Raw genomic sequence first — 17,085 nt, 5'->3', positions numbered from 1 at the left:
CCCCCAGCACGGTCATCTTCAGCATCGACAGCGCACCGAGCGACGTCGGGTCGTAGATCGGCCCGTACATGGCCACCAGGGAGGGAGTCGCGTTCGCGGCGGTGGCCGCGATGACCCGGGATTGCTCGGTCGGATAAAGGCCGAGTGTCGCCGATGCGGAGATCGCACCCATACCAGCGAACAGGGCGATCCAAACCGGCAGCAGAGTGCGGTCCCGCCGTAGCGCGAGGCGCAGAAGTTGGCCGGTGCCAACGAACGCGCTCACGCCGATTCCTGTTCCGCCTGATCCGCACTGTCGCCCTGCTCGTCTGCACTGTCGCCTTGCTCGACGTAGTGGCGCAAGAACAGTTGTTCGAGGGTCGGTGGAGTGCTGGTCAGGTTGCGGATGCCCGCCTTGGTCAACTCCTGCAAGACCGGCTCGAGCTGACCTGGGTCGACTTGGCATTCGACCCGATTGCCGTTGATGGCAACGTGGTGAACGCCAGCCAGTCGGCCGATGTCACCCCCTGGGCTCTCAAGCTCGGCGACAATCGACGTCTGGGAAAGATGACGCATCTGGGCCAAAGACCCACTCTCGATGGTTTTGCCGGCGCGAATGATCGTCACCCGATCGCAGGCTGCCTCCACCTCACTGAGGATGTGGCTGGAGAGCAACACCGTCTGCCCTTCGTTGCGCTCGTTGGCCAGAAATTCGCGGAAGCTGGCCTCCATCAGTGGGTCGAGGCCAGCGGTGGGTTCGTCGAGTAGCAGCAGGTGCGCGTCCGAGGCGAGTGCGGCGATCAAGGCAACCTTCTGCCGATTGCCCTTGGAGTACGCACGTGCCTTCTTGGTCGGATCCAGATCGAACCGTTCGATTAGCGCCGCACGTTTGGCCGGATTCAACCCACCCCTCAGCCGACCGAGCAGATCGATGATTTCCCCACCGGTCAGGCTCGGCCACAACGTGACGTCACCCGGCACGTAGGCCAACCGACGATGCAGAGCCGGGCCCTCCCGCCAGGGGTCCTGTCCAAACAACGCGATGTCGCCGGCGTCGCGGCGGAGCAGGCCGAGCAACACCCGCAAGGTAGTGGATTTGCCAGAGCCGTTGGGTCCGAGGAACCCGTGCACCTCACCGGATTCGACGCTCAGATCGAGACCATCGAGGGCGATCGTATGACCAAAAGACTTTCGCAAACCGACAACAGAAATCACTTCACCCATGGGGCCAACGCTACGCCTCAGGCTGGCCGGGACCCAGCCTCAACTTACGCTCACCGGCATGACTTCAAGGCCGATCCAACGGCTCAGACCAACGTCACCGCAACGCTCGGCAGCTACCTAGCTTCGGTAACCCGGACGTCACCGGTTGGCTTGGTTGTGGCCTTCACTTCCGGCAGCAACTTGGCGACCAACGCCGCGACCACCGCGATGGGAATCAGCTGCGGTCCACCAGCCAACATGCCAAGGACGATGCCAAGGACGACGGTGAACAGCCACTTCGGGTGGGCCAGATACACCACTGCCGCAGTGATGCCAGCGGCCATGGCGCCTTGGGCGTAGTCCGGCGTCAGCGACGTCGTGACCGCGGCAATTCCGGCGCCGATGTAGATCGCGGGGAAGAACGGGCCACCGCGGAATCCCCCGCCCATGCTGATCGAATAAGCCAGCCACTTGAACGCCACCGTTACCGCGATCGCACCAGCACTGCTCAGCGCCAACAGCGCCTTGGTCTCGGACTCGCCGCTGGTCATGATGAGCGCGAGTTCGTGACCGGTGGTCAGGTAGTAGCCGAGTCCGAGGGCCCCGACCAGAAACCCGCTGATCGCCAGAATGCTGGTCTTCGGCCGGTCGCCGCCATGCAGTTTGAGGATTCCGATCGACAGGAACCTGCCTGCGGTTAGTACGGCAGCAGTTACTGCTGCCACTCCGACCGCACCGACAAGATCCTTGACGTCGAACCTATAAGTCGAGGCGGTCGAGAAGGTCCCATTGATAATGGGACCAGCGAAGAGCGCAAGGACTGCTGCTGAGGCGCCGATGGTTGCCCCCTGCTTGACCGTCATCCCCGCACGGGTCGCGATAGCGGTGCCGACGACTGCACCCGTGGACACCATTGCCACTTCAGGTCCGAGGACCATCCCACCGATCAGGGTCGCCAGAATCGCACCGATGACCGCGACGTAGTCACGTCCGCTCAAGGGGGTGATGGCGATACCCAGCATGGGATTGTGGCCATCGTTGCCGTGCTGGCGAAACCACGCCACCAGGACCCCCGCAAAGGTCGGGAGACCGAGCGCCAACAACCAGACGAGCGGCTCGGATGCGTCCCGGGGAAAGTCCACCCAGACCCATTCGATGGAGTACTGCACCACCTGCAGCACCGCGTAGCCGAGCGGGAAACTAATAACGGCGATGAGGATGCCGAAGGCAATGGCCCGGCCTCGGCTCAAGGTGGGGTCGGACTTTGCATCCGCGGGAGTTTCCGAGGGTGTTTCCGCCGTGGCCATGTGCACACCCTGCCAGACGCATACATCGGTCGGCGGCTGAACCGGCTGCACGGCTTAGCACGATGCGGGCTCACGGCAGTGCGTGCTCACGAGGTTGCGGGCTCACTGGGTCCGGGGCCGACGATTCGATTGCGCCCCTGCGCTTTGGCTTGGTAGAGGCGGTCGTCGGCCTGCGCGACGACTTGCTCGGCGGCCTGTATCGGTGATGCCGTTGCCGTGGCGTACCCGACGCTGACGGTGATGAAGTCACCGCACTCGGAGTCCGGGTGGGGCAGGGCCAGGGCATCCACGGCAGCGACGAGCTTGCGTGCGCTGATGGCGGCACCGTCGACGTCAGTGTTCGGCGCCAGCAGCGCGAACTCCTCGCCGCCCCACCGCGCGATCAGATCGCCGCGGCGCGGCAAGCAATCGGACAGCGCACGCGCGACCGCCCGTAGGGCCTCATCGCCTTGCTGGTGGCCAAGCGCGTCGTTGTAGTTCTTGAAGAAGTCAATGTCCGCGATGACAACGGAGAACGGCTGACCGGATACCTCGCTATACGAACACAGCGCGTCAAGTTCGGCGTCGAAACGACGGCGGTTGGCCAAGCCCGTCAGGCCGTCCACGTGCGCCTGTCGGTTCGCCTCCCGTTCCGCCAGCTTCTGTTGGGTGATTTCGGTTCGGATGGACATGTAGCTTGTCGTGCGGCCCTCGATGTCCTTGATCGGCACGATCGTTGCTATCACCCAGTAGAGCTCACCGTTCTTACGGCGGTTGCACAGTTCGCCGGACCAGGTGTCGCCAGCGGTGATCGTCTGCCACAGGTCGGCGTAGAACTCGTCGCCGTGTCGGCCGGAACTGACGATCGCGTGGGTTCGACCGAGCAGTTCCTCGCGCTCGTATCCGGAGATCTGGCAGAACCTGTCGTTCGCCTCGATGATCCGACCATCCAAATCGGTGACCGAGATGATCTCGTGTTGATCGACCACCCGGCGAATGGCCTGTGCATCGGTGACGGCGGTGAGCAAGTCGGTGACATCCGCGAGCGTGGTGTATGCCCAGATCTCGCCGTCACGTTCGATCGGCTGCGAATCGACCCGAAGCCAGTTGTACGACTCGAACTCAGGGGCGTTAACCCCCAGCACAACGTCGCCCACCGGTTCTCCTGTTGCCAGCACTTTGGTCGCCGGGTAGTCCTCGACAGTGAAGTCACTCATGTCCAAGTGCACGGTCCGACGCTCGTCGGATACCGGTGCCCTGCCCATCATCTGCTCGCTGGTTACGCCCAGCAGTCGCTCCGCCGTTGCGTTCACCTCCCGCACGATGCCGCCGGGGGATTGCAGCACAACGCCGAGCACGGGCGAGTTGAGCATTGCGCGATACACGGCCTCGGTTGATCGCAGGGTCTCGCGCGTGGCTCGCTCCCGCGTCACATCGCGAGCAATGGCATGGACGTACCCGTCAACCGGCCGAGACACCCAGGACAGGTAGCGCCATGAACCATCCCGATGGCGGTAGCGATTGACAAAGCCGTCGATCGACAGCCCGCGGAGCACCTGCTCCCGCGAATCGAGCGTCGTGTCGACATCCTCGGGATGGACCAAATCGAGGATGCGCATGCCCTCGAGTTCGTCGGGCGAGTAGCCCAGGACTGCCTGCCACGCCTCGTTCGTTCGAACCAACTTGCCGTCGGCGTCGGCGATCGCCAGCAGGTCGGGGAAGATGTCGAAGAATGACTCGGTGTGTTCAGCGGCGCGCGAGTTAGGCGACGAGTGAGCGGATGCCACGCATGCACCTCCATGTCGTCAACCGTGGTTCCACGGGCAACCGCAGCAGCTTGCCCGTCGATCCGTCTATGCCAGTTTCGACCGAAGTTAGTCACCCCTAACCTCGCGTTAGGCCGTACGAGTGACGCGCGCAGACGCCTGTCCGGCTGACGGTGTAGCGAAGGCCCGCATTCGATAGACGGGCGCGCGACTGGGAAGGTGGAGCAATGGCGACCCAAACCCCACTGGCCCTTTTTGGAACCGAGTCGCTGATCAGCGACGAGGATCGCCGGATGCGGGATTCAGTACGTGCGCTGCTCGACAGTGAGGTCCGGCCGCACGTCAGCGATTGGTACGAGGCCGGGACCCTTCCAGTCCGCGAGTTGGCCACGAACCTCGGCGCGATGGGTCTGCTCGGCATGCACCTGACCGGCTACGGCTGCGCTGGCACCAGCGCGACCGCGTACGGGTTGGCCTGCCTGGAGCTCGAGGCGGCCGATTCCGGGATTCGCTCGTTGGTTTCGGTGCAGGGTTCGTTGGCGATGTTCGCGATCTGGCGCTGGGGCAGCGAGGAGCAGAAGCAGGAGTGGCTACCGACGATGGCCACCGGCGAGACGATCGGTTGCTTCGGTTTGACTGAACCTGACTTTGGCTCCAACCCCGCTGGCATGCGCACTTTCGCCCGCCGCGACGGTGACGACTGGATCATCACCGGTAACAAAATGTGGATCACCAACGGATCGGTCGCCGACGTGGCAATCGTGTGGGCGCAAACCGACGAGGGCATCCGCGGCTTCGTGGTGCCCGCGTCAACTCCTGGCTTCTCCGCGCCTGAGATCAAGCACAAGATGTCACTGCGGGCCTCCGTCACCTCCGAGTTGGTCCTCGCCGACGTGCGGTTGCCCGCGTCCGCTCAGTTGCCGCATGCGCGCGGGTTATCGGGGCCGTTGTCCTGCCTGAGCGAGGCGCGGTTCGGCATCATCTTCGGTGCACTCGGTGCCGCCCGCGACTGCCTCGAGGTCACGCTGGCGTATGTCGAGAACCGGATGATGTTCGACAAGCCGTTGGCGGCCTACCAAATCACGCAGACCAAACTCGCGGACATGACACTCGAACTTGGCAAAGGGATGCTGCTGGCGTTACACCTCGCCCGCCTCAAGGACGCCGATCAGTTGCGGCCGGAACAGGTCAGCCTCGGCAAGCTGAACAACGTTCGGGAGGCGGTGGCCATCGCGCGGCAATGTCGGACCCTGCTCGGCGCCAACGGCATCTCAGCCGAATACCCCGTCATGCGCCACGCCAATAATCTTGAGTCAGTGTTGACCTACGAGGGGACGTCCGAAGTCCACCAACTGATCATCGGTCAAGCCCTGACCGGTCACGGCGCATTCCGGTAACTCACCTCGCGTCGCCGTCCCCGGCGCACAGCGACCGCGAAGCGTGAGCTTGCACTGTCGGACCGACTGGCTAACTTGGCGATATGGATGAGGACTTCGAGACGACGCGGGGATTCCGGGTCGCGCGCGTGGCCTTCATGGTCGGTGCTGTCCCGACGATGCTGCTCGGCGTGGCCTACTCGTTCGTGGTTCCCCAGGGTGGCCTGCCCGCGTGGCTCGCTTTCGGCGGGGGTTGGCAAGTCCAGTTAGTGCTGGGGCTCACCTTCGTCGCGTCTTTCGCGGTCGGGCTGATCGTGGCCGCGCCGTTCTTTGTCGTGGCGATCGTGACGAACCGACACAACTCAGGCAGCGACTCAAGTGGGCCAGGCCACTCAGGTGTCCCAAAGCGCCCTGGTAGTGGCCCGGCGCCGTAAGTTCGCGAGCGCGGATCTCGGCCGTCAGGAGCCAGCGAACTCCGCAGCGATTGCGGCCACGAACGCGTCCACATCGGCTTCGGTTGTGTCCCACGAACACATCCATCGAACCTCGCCGCTGGCCTGGTCCCATGTGTAAAAACCGAAGCGTTCCTGGAGTCGCTCGGTGATATCTGCGGGCATGGTCGCGAACACGGCGTTGGCCTGCTGTGGGCGGGTGATCTGCACGCCGTCGATTCCTGCCACCGCATCGGCCAACCGCTTGGCCATCGCGTTGGCGTTGGTCGCGTTCCTTGCCCAAAGGTCGTCGGTCAGCAGGGCCAGCAACTGCGCGCTCATGTAGCGCATCTTGCTGGCGAGTTGCATGTCGGACTTGCGCAAGTAGGGCACCGCCGTGGCGATTTCGGGGTTCAGCACGACGACCGACTCCGCCGTCATCGCCCCATTCTTGGTGCCGCCGAAGGACACCGCGTCGATGCCCAGATCGGTGGTGAAGTCACGGAACGAGACGCCGAGGGCAACGGCCGCATTCGCGATCCGGGCGCCGTCGAGCAGCACCCGCATCCCGTGGGACTTGGCACGATCAACGACGGCGGCGAGCTCGTCCACTGAATACAGCGTGCCCAGTTCGGTGGATTGGGTCACGATCAGCGACATCGGCTGGGCTCGGTGAACGTCTCCGAATCCCCAGGCCTGGGTGTCGATCAGTTCGGGCGTGAGTTTGCCATCGGCAGTCGGGATCTGCCAAAGCTTGAGGCCGGCGACCTTCTCCGGTGCACCGCCCTCGTCGACGTTGACGTGGGCGGACGCGGCACACACCACCGCGCCCCATGCTGGCGACATCGACTGCAGCGCAACGACGTTCGCGCCGGTGCCATTGAACACCGGATAGATCTCCGACTTTGGGCCAAAGAAATCCTTGATCCGGGCGTCAAGCTCGGCCGTGGTCTCGTCGTCGCCGTACGCAACTTGGTGTCCGACATTGACCCTTTCCATCGCGGCCATGACCTCGGGATGGATGCCGGCGTAGTTGTCGCTGGCGAAGCTGCGCTTTGGGTTCATTTACTGGCCACTGTCAGATCGACGTACTCACCGTTTGCCACCGACTCGTCTTCCAAGACATCGGCAATTGCCACGCCGAGCGCATCGGTATCAGTGAATCGGGCGTAGTTGCGATCGGGGTTGGCGTCGCGGGTGGCTTGATCCACGAGGGCCATCACGGCGACGATGCACGCCCGCGCTGACGTGTCGGCGAACGCATTGCCCAGCGCCTTGACCCAGGTCTCGGCCGCTGCCTTTGAACTGGCGTACGCGGCGTTTCCCTTAGTCGGCTTGGCGGCCGCCGTGCTGGTGATCATGACGTAGCGACCCTTCGGCGCGGCAGTCAAAGCGTCGCGGAAAGCCACGGTTGTGGTCTGGACGGTCGTCACGATCCCGGGCACGAGGTCGTTCCACTGGTCGATCGATGCCGCATCCACCGTTGTCGATCCACGCCAGCCGCCCACCATGTGGATCACTGCGTCAACGCGACCGTGGCGCGCCAAGAGGTCGCCACACAGCGACTCGACCGCCGCGAGGTCTGTCAGGTTCACCACGAGGGCCTCCGCCGAACCGCCGACGGTTTGTGCGCGGTTGGCCGCAGTCTGAGCCAGTTCCATGGTCCGGTCAACGATGACGAGGTGCGCCTTGCCGGCAAGTGCCGCGACCACCCCGCGCCCACCCATACCAGCGCCGAGGACGACAACTACTGGTTGTTCGTTCATGCCGCTGCACCCGTGATTCCCTTAGTGGATTCGATTGTCGTTGCCAGGTTCTTGCTGAGCGCCTCGTAGAAGACGTTGAGCGGGAACTCGTCGTCCATCACCGCGTCGACAGCGTCCTTGCGCTCGGCGGGAATTGCCTCGCCACCGCGAGCCCACACTGAAGCGGGGTGCGTTGGCACAAGTGCGCGGACAAACTCATGGGCCGCCAGCCAGTAGCCGATTCGGCTGCGGTCAATGCCCTCCCGGTAGAGAGCGTTGACCTGTTCACACAACTCCACGACGCTCGCGTCCACGGTCAGCCAGTCGATCGACAGAGTGTTGTCGGTCCAATTCAGCACACCGTTCTTGTGCAACCACGCGAACAGGATCTGGCCACCGAGGCCGTCGTAATTGCGCACTCGCGAGCCGGTGGTTGGGAATCGGAACAGGCGATCGAACAGGATCGCGTAGCGCACCTGCGGTGCCAGCGTGACGCCCTTGTCCTCCAGGATCGCCGTCTCGCGGTAGGTGTTGAGGTCGCAGCGCAGTTCCTCCAGTGCGTACATCCAGTACGGCATCCGTTGCTTGATCATGAACGGATCGAAGGGCAGATCACCGTGGCTGTGCGTGCGGTCGTGCACCAGATCCCAGAGCACGAACGTCTCCTGAGTCAGTCTTTGATCGTTGACCAACATCTCCGCTGCCGGCGGCAATGCCAGTTTGACGATGTCGGCTGCGCTGCGAGTGACAGCGCGGAAACGAGCCGCCTCGCGATCGCAGAAGATGCCGCCCCAGGTGAACTTTGGGGTTTCGCGAACCGCGACGGTCTCGGGGAAGAGCACTGCCGAATGGGTGTCATACCCAGCGGTGAAGGCGACGAACTCAATCGGGACGAACGCGTGGTTGTCGTACGCGCCAGCCTCCAGCTCGGCGATCCAGTCCGGCCACACCGTGCGGGTGATGACTGCCTCAACGTTGCGGTTCGGGTTGCCGTTTTGGGTGTACATCGGGAAGACGGCGAGGTGTTCGACACCGTTCTCCCGGTTCTCTTCCGGCCGGAACAGCAGCAGCGAGTCGAGGAAGTCCGGCACCTCCAGACCGCCATCAAGCCAGTTCCGGAAGTCGGCAACGTTGGCTGCCAACTGATCGCTCTGATGGGGGAAACGAGGCGCTAGCGTCTCGATTGCGGTGACGATCTGCCCGACGGCAGCCGTCGCCTGCTCCTTGCTCTCGGCTGGCACCGATCCGTTCTTCTCCTGCAGCGGTCGCAATTGCTCGACCGCTGCAACCAACTGGGTCCACGCTTGGTCAATCGCAGCAGATTGCGCCTGTTCGACTGCTTCGCGAGCCATCGGCCCGGCAGCCGACCAGGTAACAAGGTTCCGCCACAACGTGCGGTTGTCCAAGTCGTCGATCGAGTCGTCGCCGAAGACGTCTGAGTCGGTGACGACGACCACGCGGCCATCGCCTGCCTCAACTGCGGCAACAAGCCCAGCGTTGGGTGGGGAGGCTGTTGCACTGCTGCGCGCCACGATCACACCGGAATCGTTTGATGCGGAATCCAGCCGCAAAGCCCCGGCGCGGTACAAGCAGGCCTGCCGAACACCCGCCCACACATCCCATACCGAGGTGTCGCCCGGTTGCGCCATGATCCACGTCGGGACGTCGTTGAACCGCGCAACCGAGTCCTGAATGGTGGCGTTCTCAATGACGACGCCGAATCGAGCAGCGATCTCTGCCAACGAGTTTCCGTACTTACTCTGCTCGGTTTCGGCCAGAACGACCAAACCTCCGCCGCCACGAACGAATGCGTCAATCGCGTCGATTTCCGATGGGGAGTACACAGGCGACCCGACGCCGATCGTGGCCTCCCAGTCATCGGTCGAGCAGTGCGGAAGCACCAGCACATCCATGCCCGACAGAGCGTCGGCGTCAATCTCGCCCTCAGTGTGAACATCAACGTCCAAGCCGCGGTCGGTCAGCGTCTGGGCCGCCTTGACGTAGCCGTCGTCAGCGGGGTTTCCAGGATTGATTGCGGCGGCCACCTCGGGACGGGTGGACCAAGCTTGCCGGTGGCTCTCGTCAACCAGAACACGCGCCAGGGATCGCATCGCACTCCTTACATTGGGGTCTACTCCCATCCTTCACCCTCGGGTGCCACCACGCCAAATCGCGACGGTGAGAGGTCCCTCTCACCGTCGGGCAACCACGGGCGGTAGGTGAAACGGCGGCAGTGTCACTCGAACGGGTGATTCGATGATCACACTGCGATTGTGTCGCCGGTCACAGACGGCAGGTTGATCATCTGCGTACCTTAGGAAGTCGGCCCGTGACGGCGCGATCGATTCAGTCGATCTTCCGATGTCCGGCCTGCGGATCGCGAGTGCGAATCCGAAGCGGTGAAGATCTCGCCCTTCGTGACACTGACCCGTAAGGGACGCCCATGACCACCTCACACCCGTCGCGCACTCGCGCGCGCCATCTGCCAGCACTGCGACGATCCACGGGCGTCGGCATCACGGCTACGGCAGCTGCGGCGCTGGCGATGTCATTGGCATCCATGAGCCCGGCCACGGCCGCCGCGGAGCCGAACATCCCGTGCAGTGGAGTCAACTTTCACTGCGACGACACCGGGTACGGCGCCCGCGCCCATCAGAGCTTCTGGTTGATGGCCGCAGGTCACAACTGCACCAACTACGTCGCCTGGCGCATGATCCGAGACGGCATGCCCCGCAAGACCCTGTGGCTACACGACGCGGAGAGTTGGGCGAGGTCCGCGCGCAAACACGGTTACCTCGTCAATGACCAACCACTCGTCGGCGCAGTCGCGCAGTGGACCACTGGCTCTCCGGACGTCAGTCAGGCTGGCCACGTCGCCTACGTCAAAGCGGTGACCGCAAAGAGCATCACCATCGTCGAGGACAACTACCCCTCCGGACCGCTACGAGTTCGCGTGATCCCACGCAAGGACCCCCACTGGCCCAAGCACTTCATCCACTTCAACCTGGCCAAGCCGGGCGTAGCGGCCGAAGCTGGACACCCCACGATCCCCGGCGCCTCCCCCATCGCTGCCACGCCAGCCGTCCTACCCATGACGGCTGGCTTCCCCAAGGTCGCCAGCTTTAAGCCGTGGACTCCTGCGGTTGCGGGCGGTCAGGCCGCGTAGTCCTAATATCCAGCCATGACCGATGCCATGGATCCCGCGACCGCAACCTCTTTTGTCCACGCCGCCGTGCCTGGAGTTGGCCGAATGGGCGTCGTCGTCGAGGCAGTGGAACCCGGCTACGTTCGCTTGCGGATGCCGATCGAGGGTAACGGCAACCACATGGGAACGATGTACGCCGGTGCACTCTTCGCTATCGCTGAACTACCCGGTGGGATTCTGCCGCTGACTGTGTTGCAGAACGGCCTGGTGCCAATCGTTTCCGACATGACGATCACCTTCCGTCGGGCGGCCCGAACCGATGTGTTCCTCGACGCGCGCATTGATCCCGATGAGCTGCGCAGCCTGGGCGATCTTGCGATCGCCGAGGGCAAAGCGACCTTCGAACTGAACCTCACGATCGTCGATGACGCGGGATCAGCGGTCGCGACCACCCAAGCGACCTACCAACTGCGTCCACCCAAGTCGACCTAGCTCGCGACCGGCCGGGTCAGCTTGACCGACCAGACGACGACAAGTGGCCAGAGTGCTTGGGCGGCCGCGGTGATCCGCTCGGCTCCACCGACGAACTCCGATCGCGACAATGCGACGCCAAACCCAGCCAGCAGAACGAACGACAACGCCGAGGCGCCGAGCGAACTCACTGGCCGTAAGGCCCACGGCACAACGCCGGGTTCGCTCCCGTTGAGCTCGTCGGTACTGCGTTGGCGAACGTCCTGGGATGTGCTGCCGCCCGCCTGGGCACGACTGGCCGACCGGCGGCGGCGCCAGGCCGCCAGCGGCCATGCCGACAGGGCGACAAAGGCGATACCAGCGGCCGTCGTGTGAGCCGCCGACGATCCAACGACCGGCAACGGCAGCGCGGCAACTGCCATCGTCGCGATCCCGCCGATCGCCAAGAGGACCCGCCCGGCAGGAGCGGCTGCCTTCAATCCCGAAGCAGTGGTGGCGTGGCAGGCGCCAAGGCCGAGCAGCGCCGTCGTCATCACCCAACGGTCAGTCGCCCCAAGGCCCGCGAGTGCGCTGATGGTGTCGGTCGAGGAGTCGAAGCCCGCTGGCTGAAGCCGGGCAGCCAACGTCCACCCACCGATCAGCAGGACAGGCGCGAGCGTGGCGGACACGAGCGACCGGGTTGGCTGGATCACCCGTCGGAGTATTCACCACCCGTACACAACGACGGTGGCCGATTGCCCACGAGCGGCCGCTTTGGGGTTAGCTACCGGGTAACCCGTTACATTCGACGCTCGCTCCTTGGAGGTACCCAGACAGTGGCACAGGATCGGTTCACCGGTATTCCCGCAGAGGCGTTCGAGTTCTACGAGTGGTTGGCAGCTGACCCGACCAAGGAGTTCTGGGATGCCCACAAAGCGCAATATCTGCGGGACGTCCGAGGCCCCCTGGAATCCCTCGGCGCCGAACTCGCGGACGAATTCGGGACCGCTCGGTTGTTCCGCCCGTACCGCGACGTCCGGTTCAGTAAGGACAAGACTCCGTACAAGGATCATCAGGGGATGTTCGTGGAGCGCGGCGACGGCCTCGGTTGGTACGTGCAACTGTCTGCTGACGGCTTGATGGTCGCGGGCGGTTGGTACTCGTCGTCGCCGGACCAGGTCGCGCGCTACCGCCGTGCGGTCGCACAGGAGCTGCACGCCGACCAAGTCGCGCAGCTCACCGAGGCAGTCACCAAGTCCGGCCTGACGGTTGGTGGATCGCAGGTGGCGACTCGGCCGCGGGGCGTCCCGGCCGATCACCCTCAGCTGGAGTGGTTGCGCTACCGCACGCTCTATGCCGAACGGCGGTGGGAACCGGCCGCCTGGATGGGAACCCGTCGAGCGGCGACCAAGATTCGCGATCAATGGCGACTCCTCGACCCGCTCCTTGATTGGCTCGCCGCCACGGTCGGTGCTGGCGACACGGCAGAAGGCACCGGCAGTCAGAACGGGCTCTAGCGCGGCGGTCTCCCCACGGGTGCACGTCGTCAAGCTGACGTGAGGGCGAAGATCTTGATCTCGCGGCCCGCCCGGCCGCGGTAGGCGTTGTACGCCGGCCACATCTCGCACATGATCGCCCACATCCGCTCGCGCTCGGCGGGCTCGGTCACCAGGCGCGCCACCATCCGCCTCGATGTGTCGCCAATAGTGACCTCAACGTCCGACTTGGCCTCAAGATTGAGGGCCCAGGCGGGGTGGTGGGATTGCCCAAAGTTGGATCCGACCAGGATCAACTCCTCACCGGATTGGCCATAGATCAGGGTGACTGTCCGAGGCTGACCTGACTTGCGTCCGGTCGTCGTGACCAGGCACTGCGGGAGCCCGTAGTTGCCCATCAAGCCGAACCGACCGCTGGTGCGCTTCAGCACGGCAGCATCAAGGGGTGCGAACCTGGCCGCCGTCCACGCGAACCAGCGGTACTTGCCGAGGTTGGCGAGTACGTCCCGGTAGGCCATCGGTGGTCTCCTCACGGTTCGGCGAACGACTGTTGCGCCAGACCCATTGAACTCTGCACCAAGGTGACGTCGCTAGCCCGATGACAGTGCCGTGATGGTGGATTCTCGACGGCTCGTGTGCCGGGGTTCTAGGTCTGCACTGGCGGCGGACCGACCTTTGGGCGAAAGCATGCGCGCGCGGAAGGTGGCCTACTACAAGAGCCAGCAAACCCGCGGAGCGTAGGAGCGGGAGGCGCCGCATCCCGAACGTGGGGTTAGTCGATTGCGTAATCACACGGGAGCTTCGCCTTCGGCTCTTTCACGCTCCCTTTGCGAGTACCCAATCGACTAACCGGCAACCCACCCTCGCCCCAATCCCGGCGGCGAGGGTGGCAGGTTTGCTCAGTGCTTCTTGTGCTTCTTGTTGTGCTTCTTCTTCGTGCCCTTGTGGTGCTTCTTGGCCTTAGTGCCTTGGCCGGCCGGTTGAGCGACGGCAGCACCCGCCCGTGGGCTTGGCGCTGACTGCACGGCTTGGCCGGGTTCCGGCTGCGCCGTCGCGCTGTTGTCAGCCGCCTGACCGTTTGGTGCTGTTGGAGCGACCGCGGCACCAGCGACACTTCCGCTGTTGCCGGTCTTTCCGGATGCGTTGGAGCAACCGTTCTTCATGGTCACCTGCATCGTTTCGGCACCTTGTCCGGTTCCGATTAGCGGACTCGACTTGCCTGCCGCGGAGAACCGCTCGCCAAGGGACATCCCGTATGAATCCGAGGTCTTCCAGATCGCCTGCTGCCATAGGCTCCAGGCGATGAACGGATCAGCTGTGGACCGAGCGTCGTTGAACGCTGGCTTGCCGTCGAAGGCCGAGGAGTCGTTGCCGTACTTCCCGCCCCAGTAGCCGTATGCGTATGCAGTGACGAGGTCACCATAGATCCAGCCGTAGACGTCGTTGAGTACTGGAACCGTCTTGCCTGATCCGGGCTGCAACTTGTAGGGGCTCGTGTGGCCATCGCCGGTGACGACTCCATCAAGGGTCATCGGACCGTTCTGCAGGTAGATGCCGTAGCCGCTTTGCTGCTGGGAGACCTTCCCGTAGAGCTCCTTGGCATCGACGAAGATCGTCGATGGGTGGGGGTAGCCGGCGTTTGGCTTTGACGGATCATCGGGATCGGTCAGTGTCCCGCGTAGGTACAGATTGCCTTCCGCGTCTACCCGCGAGGTGTAGTCGTAGTACGCGCCCGCCCCAGATACGGGCCCGCCAGCGAACCGACCGCGGATTCGAAGGGTTTGGCCATGCAGGGACTCGACGTACGGCTGCAAGCTGGGGTAGCGCTCGGCCGCAGCGTTGGGGGCCACCAATCGCAACAGACTGCCGTCGCCGTTGAAGACACCCGATTGCTTTGGATTCCAACCGGCAGGTGCGTTCGCAGCGATCTGGTTGTAGACCTGATCCTGGCATGCGATGTCCCGGTTGGCCGGTAGTCCGCCAGAGCTCATCAGATTGCCAGCACCATCGAACAGCTTCAGGTTGGCTGGGATGCCTACCTGGTCGACCGCGCTTAGGTTCCCGTAGAACAAACCGTCGGTTGGGCCGAATCGACCATCCGTGATGTTGAATTCGACGATGTCGTATGCCACCGGTGAGTCGTGGGCAGACGGCCAATGCTGAACAAATGGCTCACCGAAGCTGTAGTAGATCCGACCACCGGAGTTTCCGTTGACCACAAACGAGTAGGTGTGGCTTGCCGGATCGGTTCCCGGTCCGTTGAGATCTGTCAGCCGCACGCCGTTTCCTAGGCCGGGCTGGAATCGGTTGCCAACTGACCCGGCATACGTGGCGTTGCCGTTTCCACCAGTGTCCGCCGTTAGGAAGACGTTGCTGTCGGGCTGAGCGGTGTCGTTGACGAACTTGACCACGAAGCCGGGCTGACCCTGTGCGGGCGCAGATGGTGCCGGGGGTGTCGACGGTGCTGGCGGTGTCGACGGTGCTGGCGGTGTCGACGGTGCTGCCCCGTTCAATGTGGCGAACTGCATCCAGTTGAGATTCACGAATGAGTTGGCGTCGTTGGCCTTGAACGTGAGGGTGATGTTGTTGCTGCCTGTTAGAGCGGTAGTCAGCGGTACGCGGACAGTTCGGTAGTCCTGCCACGATGCGGTCTTGGGTACCACTAGCGAACCGACGAGGACACCGTTGGCTCCCCCGCGATGTACCTCGATGGTGCCGTTGGCGGTATTGGTTGCCGAGGCGATTCGCACATCAAGGTTCTGAGCTGGCTTTGAGCCGAAATCGACCCTGTTGTAAGACAGCTGGTTGCCGTTGCGCAGCAAGGCCAATGCCGGATTCTGCGCACCTTCGGTGTCGCCAGACCCCTGCTTGAGGATGGACCCGCTGGACGCGGCGTAGTTCTCCGCTTCGATCCGGTTGAACCCGGGCACGGCCGGTGCTGCTGGGTCTGCCGGTGGCGTGGTGGGTGCCGGGTCTGCTGGTGGCGTTGGGGTTGCGGTCGGCGGTGTTGGTGTTGCGGCCGGCGGTGTTGGTGTTGCGGCCGGCGGTGTTGGTGTTGCGGTGGGTGTGGGGACGGCTGGCGATGAAGCGGGATTTGCGTTGAACTGCAACCAGTTGAGGTTGACGAACGGGTTCGCGTCGCCGGCGCTGAACGTGAGAGTGATCTTGTTGGTGCCGGTCAGCGATGTAACCAGCGGTACCCGCACGGTCCGGAAGTCTTGCCAAGAAGACGTCTTGGGCACCACCAGAGAACCGACAACTTCGCCGTCGGCGCCGCCACGACGAATCTGAATCGTCCCGTTGGACGAGTTCACCGCTGACGACAGCCGCAAGTCGACACTGTTCGCCGATGCAGTACCAAAATTGACCGCGTCGTAGGTCACCTGCGGTCCTCGCTGCAACAGCGCCAAACCTTTGTTGCTTGGATCTGCGCTGTCACCGGATGGCTGCACCAAAACCGACCCGTTGACTGAGGCGTACTTCTCCGCCTCGATCCGGGCAAACCCGCCTGCTGCGGCCGCTGGCGGCGTGGGGGTCGCGGTCGGCGTGGGGGTTGCAGTCGGCGTGGGGGTCGCGGTCGGCGTGGGGGTGGGGGTCGGCGTGGGGGTTGCAGTTGGCGTGGGGGTGGGGGTTGCCGGACTATCCGTCTGGAACCGTAGCCAGTTGACGTTGACGAACGGGTTCGCGTCGCCGGCGCTAAACGTGAGAGTGATCTTGTTGGTGCCAGTCAGCGGTGAAGTCAGCGGTACGCGCACGGTCTTGTAGTCCTGCCAGGATGCTGTCTTGGGCACCACCAGCGAGCCGATAACTTTGCCGTCGGCGCCCCCACTTCGAACCTCGATCTTTCCATTGGCCGAGTTCACGGCCGACGAGACTCGCAAGTCAACGCTGTTCGCCTTGGCAGTGCCGAAGCCCACACCGTCGTACGAAACGCGCGAATCGCGCCGGAGCAGCGCCAGACCTTTGTTGCCGGGATCAGTGCTGTCGCCGGATGGCTGCACGAGTACCGAACCGCTCGCGGAGGAGTATTCCTCAGCTTCAATCCGGTCAAACCCGGGCTGTGACGCCGTCATGGTGAACTCGGCAGTGTTGGCACTCGGGGCTACTGCTGCGGCAGGTGCAGCCAGTCCGGCTGCAGGTAGTGCTACTCCTATGCCGGTGGCGATCAGTACTGACGCGAACGACTTTCGCATGGGTGTTCCTCCGCA

15 protein-coding genes are annotated in these 17,085 nt (G+C 63.8%); 5 read left to right on the top strand and 10 right to left on the bottom strand.

What is annotated here, in order from left to right:
- From KAZ48_07565 to KAZ48_07550, 4 genes are all read right to left on the bottom strand, one after another.
- Nucleotides 1-265: ABC transporter permease (locus KAZ48_07565; GenBank protein MBP7972643.1), on the bottom strand; the 265-nt coding region annotated here is incomplete at its 3' end.
- Nucleotides 262-1,203, bottom strand: a complete 942-nt coding sequence (locus KAZ48_07560) for an ABC transporter ATP-binding protein (protein MBP7972642.1) — start codon at nucleotides 1,201-1,203, stop codon at nucleotides 262-264. The genes KAZ48_07560 and KAZ48_07565, both read right to left, overlap by 4 nt.
- Nucleotides 1,204-1,316: 113 nt before the next feature.
- Complete coding sequence (locus tag KAZ48_07555) at nucleotides 1,317-2,489, bottom strand: hypothetical protein (GenBank protein ID MBP7972641.1); 1,173 nt, start codon at nucleotides 2,487-2,489, stop codon at nucleotides 1,317-1,319.
- Between the two features lie 86 nt (nucleotides 2,490-2,575).
- Nucleotides 2,576-4,255 (bottom strand): PAS domain S-box protein, encoded by a 1,680-nt coding sequence (locus tag KAZ48_07550; GenBank protein MBP7972640.1) that lies wholly within the window; start codon nucleotides 4,253-4,255, stop codon nucleotides 2,576-2,578.
- A gap of 206 nt (nucleotides 4,256-4,461) precedes the next feature.
- Between KAZ48_07550 and KAZ48_07545 the strand changes: the two genes are divergently transcribed.
- Together KAZ48_07545 and KAZ48_07540 are read left to right on the top strand one after the other, a co-directional pair.
- The gene (locus KAZ48_07545) at nucleotides 4,462-5,631 is read left to right on the top strand and encodes an acyl-CoA dehydrogenase family protein (GenBank protein MBP7972639.1); all 1,170 of its coding nucleotides are present in this window, start codon (nucleotides 4,462-4,464) and stop codon (nucleotides 5,629-5,631) included.
- 83 nt (nucleotides 5,632-5,714) lie between these two features.
- Entirely contained in the window at nucleotides 5,715-6,044 is a 330-nt protein-coding gene (locus KAZ48_07540) for a hypothetical protein (protein MBP7972638.1), read from the top strand.
- Nucleotides 6,045-6,068: 24 nt separating this feature from the next.
- Here the strand turns inward: KAZ48_07540 and KAZ48_07535 are convergent, their stop codons facing one another.
- Genes KAZ48_07535 through KAZ48_07525 form a run of 3 tightly spaced genes read right to left on the bottom strand, consistent with a single transcriptional unit; the run spans nucleotide 6,069 to nucleotide 9,897 of the window.
- Nucleotides 6,069-7,106 carry a low specificity L-threonine aldolase gene (locus tag KAZ48_07535; protein ID MBP7972637.1) on the bottom strand — a complete coding sequence of 346 codons (1,038 nt, stop codon included), beginning with the start codon at nucleotides 7,104-7,106 and terminating at the stop codon, nucleotides 6,069-6,071.
- Nucleotides 7,103-7,807 (bottom strand): SDR family NAD(P)-dependent oxidoreductase, encoded by a 705-nt coding sequence (locus KAZ48_07530; protein MBP7972636.1) that lies wholly within the window; start codon nucleotides 7,805-7,807, stop codon nucleotides 7,103-7,105. The genes KAZ48_07535 and KAZ48_07530 overlap by 4 nt, the downstream gene beginning before the upstream one ends.
- The gene (locus KAZ48_07525) at nucleotides 7,804-9,897 is read right to left on the bottom strand and encodes a hypothetical protein (GenBank protein ID MBP7972635.1); all 2,094 of its coding nucleotides are present in this window, start codon (nucleotides 9,895-9,897) and stop codon (nucleotides 7,804-7,806) included. The genes KAZ48_07530 and KAZ48_07525 overlap by 4 nt, the downstream gene beginning before the upstream one ends.
- A 332-nt stretch (nucleotides 9,898-10,229) precedes the next feature.
- Between KAZ48_07525 and KAZ48_07520 the strand changes: the two genes are divergently transcribed.
- On the top strand, nucleotides 10,230-10,952 hold the full coding sequence (locus KAZ48_07520) for a CHAP domain-containing protein (protein MBP7972634.1): 723 nt from the start codon (nucleotides 10,230-10,232) through the stop codon (nucleotides 10,950-10,952).
- A gap of 15 nt (nucleotides 10,953-10,967) precedes the next feature.
- Nucleotides 10,968-11,423: a YiiD C-terminal domain-containing protein gene (locus tag KAZ48_07515; GenBank protein MBP7972633.1), complete on the top strand. Its 456-nt coding sequence runs from the start codon at nucleotides 10,968-10,970 to the stop codon at nucleotides 11,421-11,423.
- On the opposite strand, the gene KAZ48_07510 is transcribed toward KAZ48_07515, so the two are convergent.
- Nucleotides 11,420-12,094: a DUF998 domain-containing protein gene (locus KAZ48_07510; protein ID MBP7972632.1), complete on the bottom strand. Its 675-nt coding sequence runs from the start codon at nucleotides 12,092-12,094 to the stop codon at nucleotides 11,420-11,422. The genes KAZ48_07515 and KAZ48_07510 overlap by 4 nt on opposite strands.
- Before the next feature lie 123 nt (nucleotides 12,095-12,217).
- Here KAZ48_07510 and KAZ48_07505 point away from each other — a divergent pair, with 123 nt between their 5' ends.
- Nucleotides 12,218-12,898 carry a DUF2461 domain-containing protein gene (locus KAZ48_07505; protein MBP7972631.1) on the top strand — a complete coding sequence of 227 codons (681 nt, stop codon included), beginning with the start codon at nucleotides 12,218-12,220 and terminating at the stop codon, nucleotides 12,896-12,898.
- A gap of 29 nt (nucleotides 12,899-12,927) precedes the next feature.
- Here KAZ48_07505 and KAZ48_07500 read toward each other — a convergent pair whose 3' ends face one another.
- Both KAZ48_07500 and KAZ48_07495 read right to left on the bottom strand, forming a co-directional pair.
- On the bottom strand, nucleotides 12,928-13,395 hold the full coding sequence (locus tag KAZ48_07500; protein MBP7972630.1) for a nitroreductase family deazaflavin-dependent oxidoreductase: 468 nt from the start codon (nucleotides 13,393-13,395) through the stop codon (nucleotides 12,928-12,930).
- 381 nt (nucleotides 13,396-13,776) lie between these two features.
- Nucleotides 13,777-17,070 (bottom strand): carbohydrate-binding protein, encoded by a 3,294-nt coding sequence (locus tag KAZ48_07495; protein ID MBP7972629.1) that lies wholly within the window; start codon nucleotides 17,068-17,070, stop codon nucleotides 13,777-13,779.
- Between the last annotated feature and the right edge of the window lie 15 nt (nucleotides 17,071-17,085).

It is taken from the genome of Candidatus Nanopelagicales bacterium (assembly GCA_018003655.1).
Classification (GTDB): Bacteria; Actinomycetota; Actinomycetes; order S36-B12; family UBA10799; genus JAGNDY01.
The sequence above is the reverse complement of the archived record's forward strand: the minus strand, read 5'-3'. Positions and strand labels throughout refer to the sequence as shown.

What these genes read in the sequence shown, in the direction of transcription:
- KAZ48_07500 (MBP7972630.1), bottom strand. Translation starts at nt 13,395, where the DNA reads ATGGCCTACCGGGACGTACTCGCCAACCTCGGCAAGTACCGCTGGTTC.
- KAZ48_07555 (MBP7972641.1), bottom strand. Translation starts at nt 2,489, where the DNA reads ATGGCCACGGCGGAAACACCCTCGGAAACTCCCGCGGATGCAAAGTCC.
- KAZ48_07530 (MBP7972636.1), bottom strand. Translation starts at nt 7,807, where the DNA reads ATGAACGAACAACCAGTAGTTGTCGTCCTCGGCGCTGGTATGGGTGGG.
- KAZ48_07560 (MBP7972642.1), bottom strand. Translation starts at nt 1,203, where the DNA reads ATGGGTGAAGTGATTTCTGTTGTCGGTTTGCGAAAGTCTTTTGGTCAT.
- KAZ48_07515 (MBP7972633.1), top strand. Translation starts at nt 10,968, where the DNA reads ATGACCGATGCCATGGATCCCGCGACCGCAACCTCTTTTGTCCACGCC.
- KAZ48_07495 (MBP7972629.1), bottom strand. Translation starts at nt 17,070, where the DNA reads ATGCGAAAGTCGTTCGCGTCAGTACTGATCGCCACCGGCATAGGAGTA.
- KAZ48_07525 (MBP7972635.1), bottom strand. Translation starts at nt 9,897, where the DNA reads ATGCGATCCCTGGCGCGTGTTCTGGTTGACGAGAGCCACCGGCAAGCT.
- KAZ48_07520 (MBP7972634.1), top strand. Translation starts at nt 10,230, where the DNA reads ATGACCACCTCACACCCGTCGCGCACTCGCGCGCGCCATCTGCCAGCA.
- KAZ48_07540 (MBP7972638.1), top strand. Translation starts at nt 5,715, where the DNA reads ATGGATGAGGACTTCGAGACGACGCGGGGATTCCGGGTCGCGCGCGTG.
- KAZ48_07535 (MBP7972637.1), bottom strand. Translation starts at nt 7,106, where the DNA reads ATGAACCCAAAGCGCAGCTTCGCCAGCGACAACTACGCCGGCATCCAT.
- KAZ48_07545 (MBP7972639.1), top strand. Translation starts at nt 4,462, where the DNA reads ATGGCGACCCAAACCCCACTGGCCCTTTTTGGAACCGAGTCGCTGATC.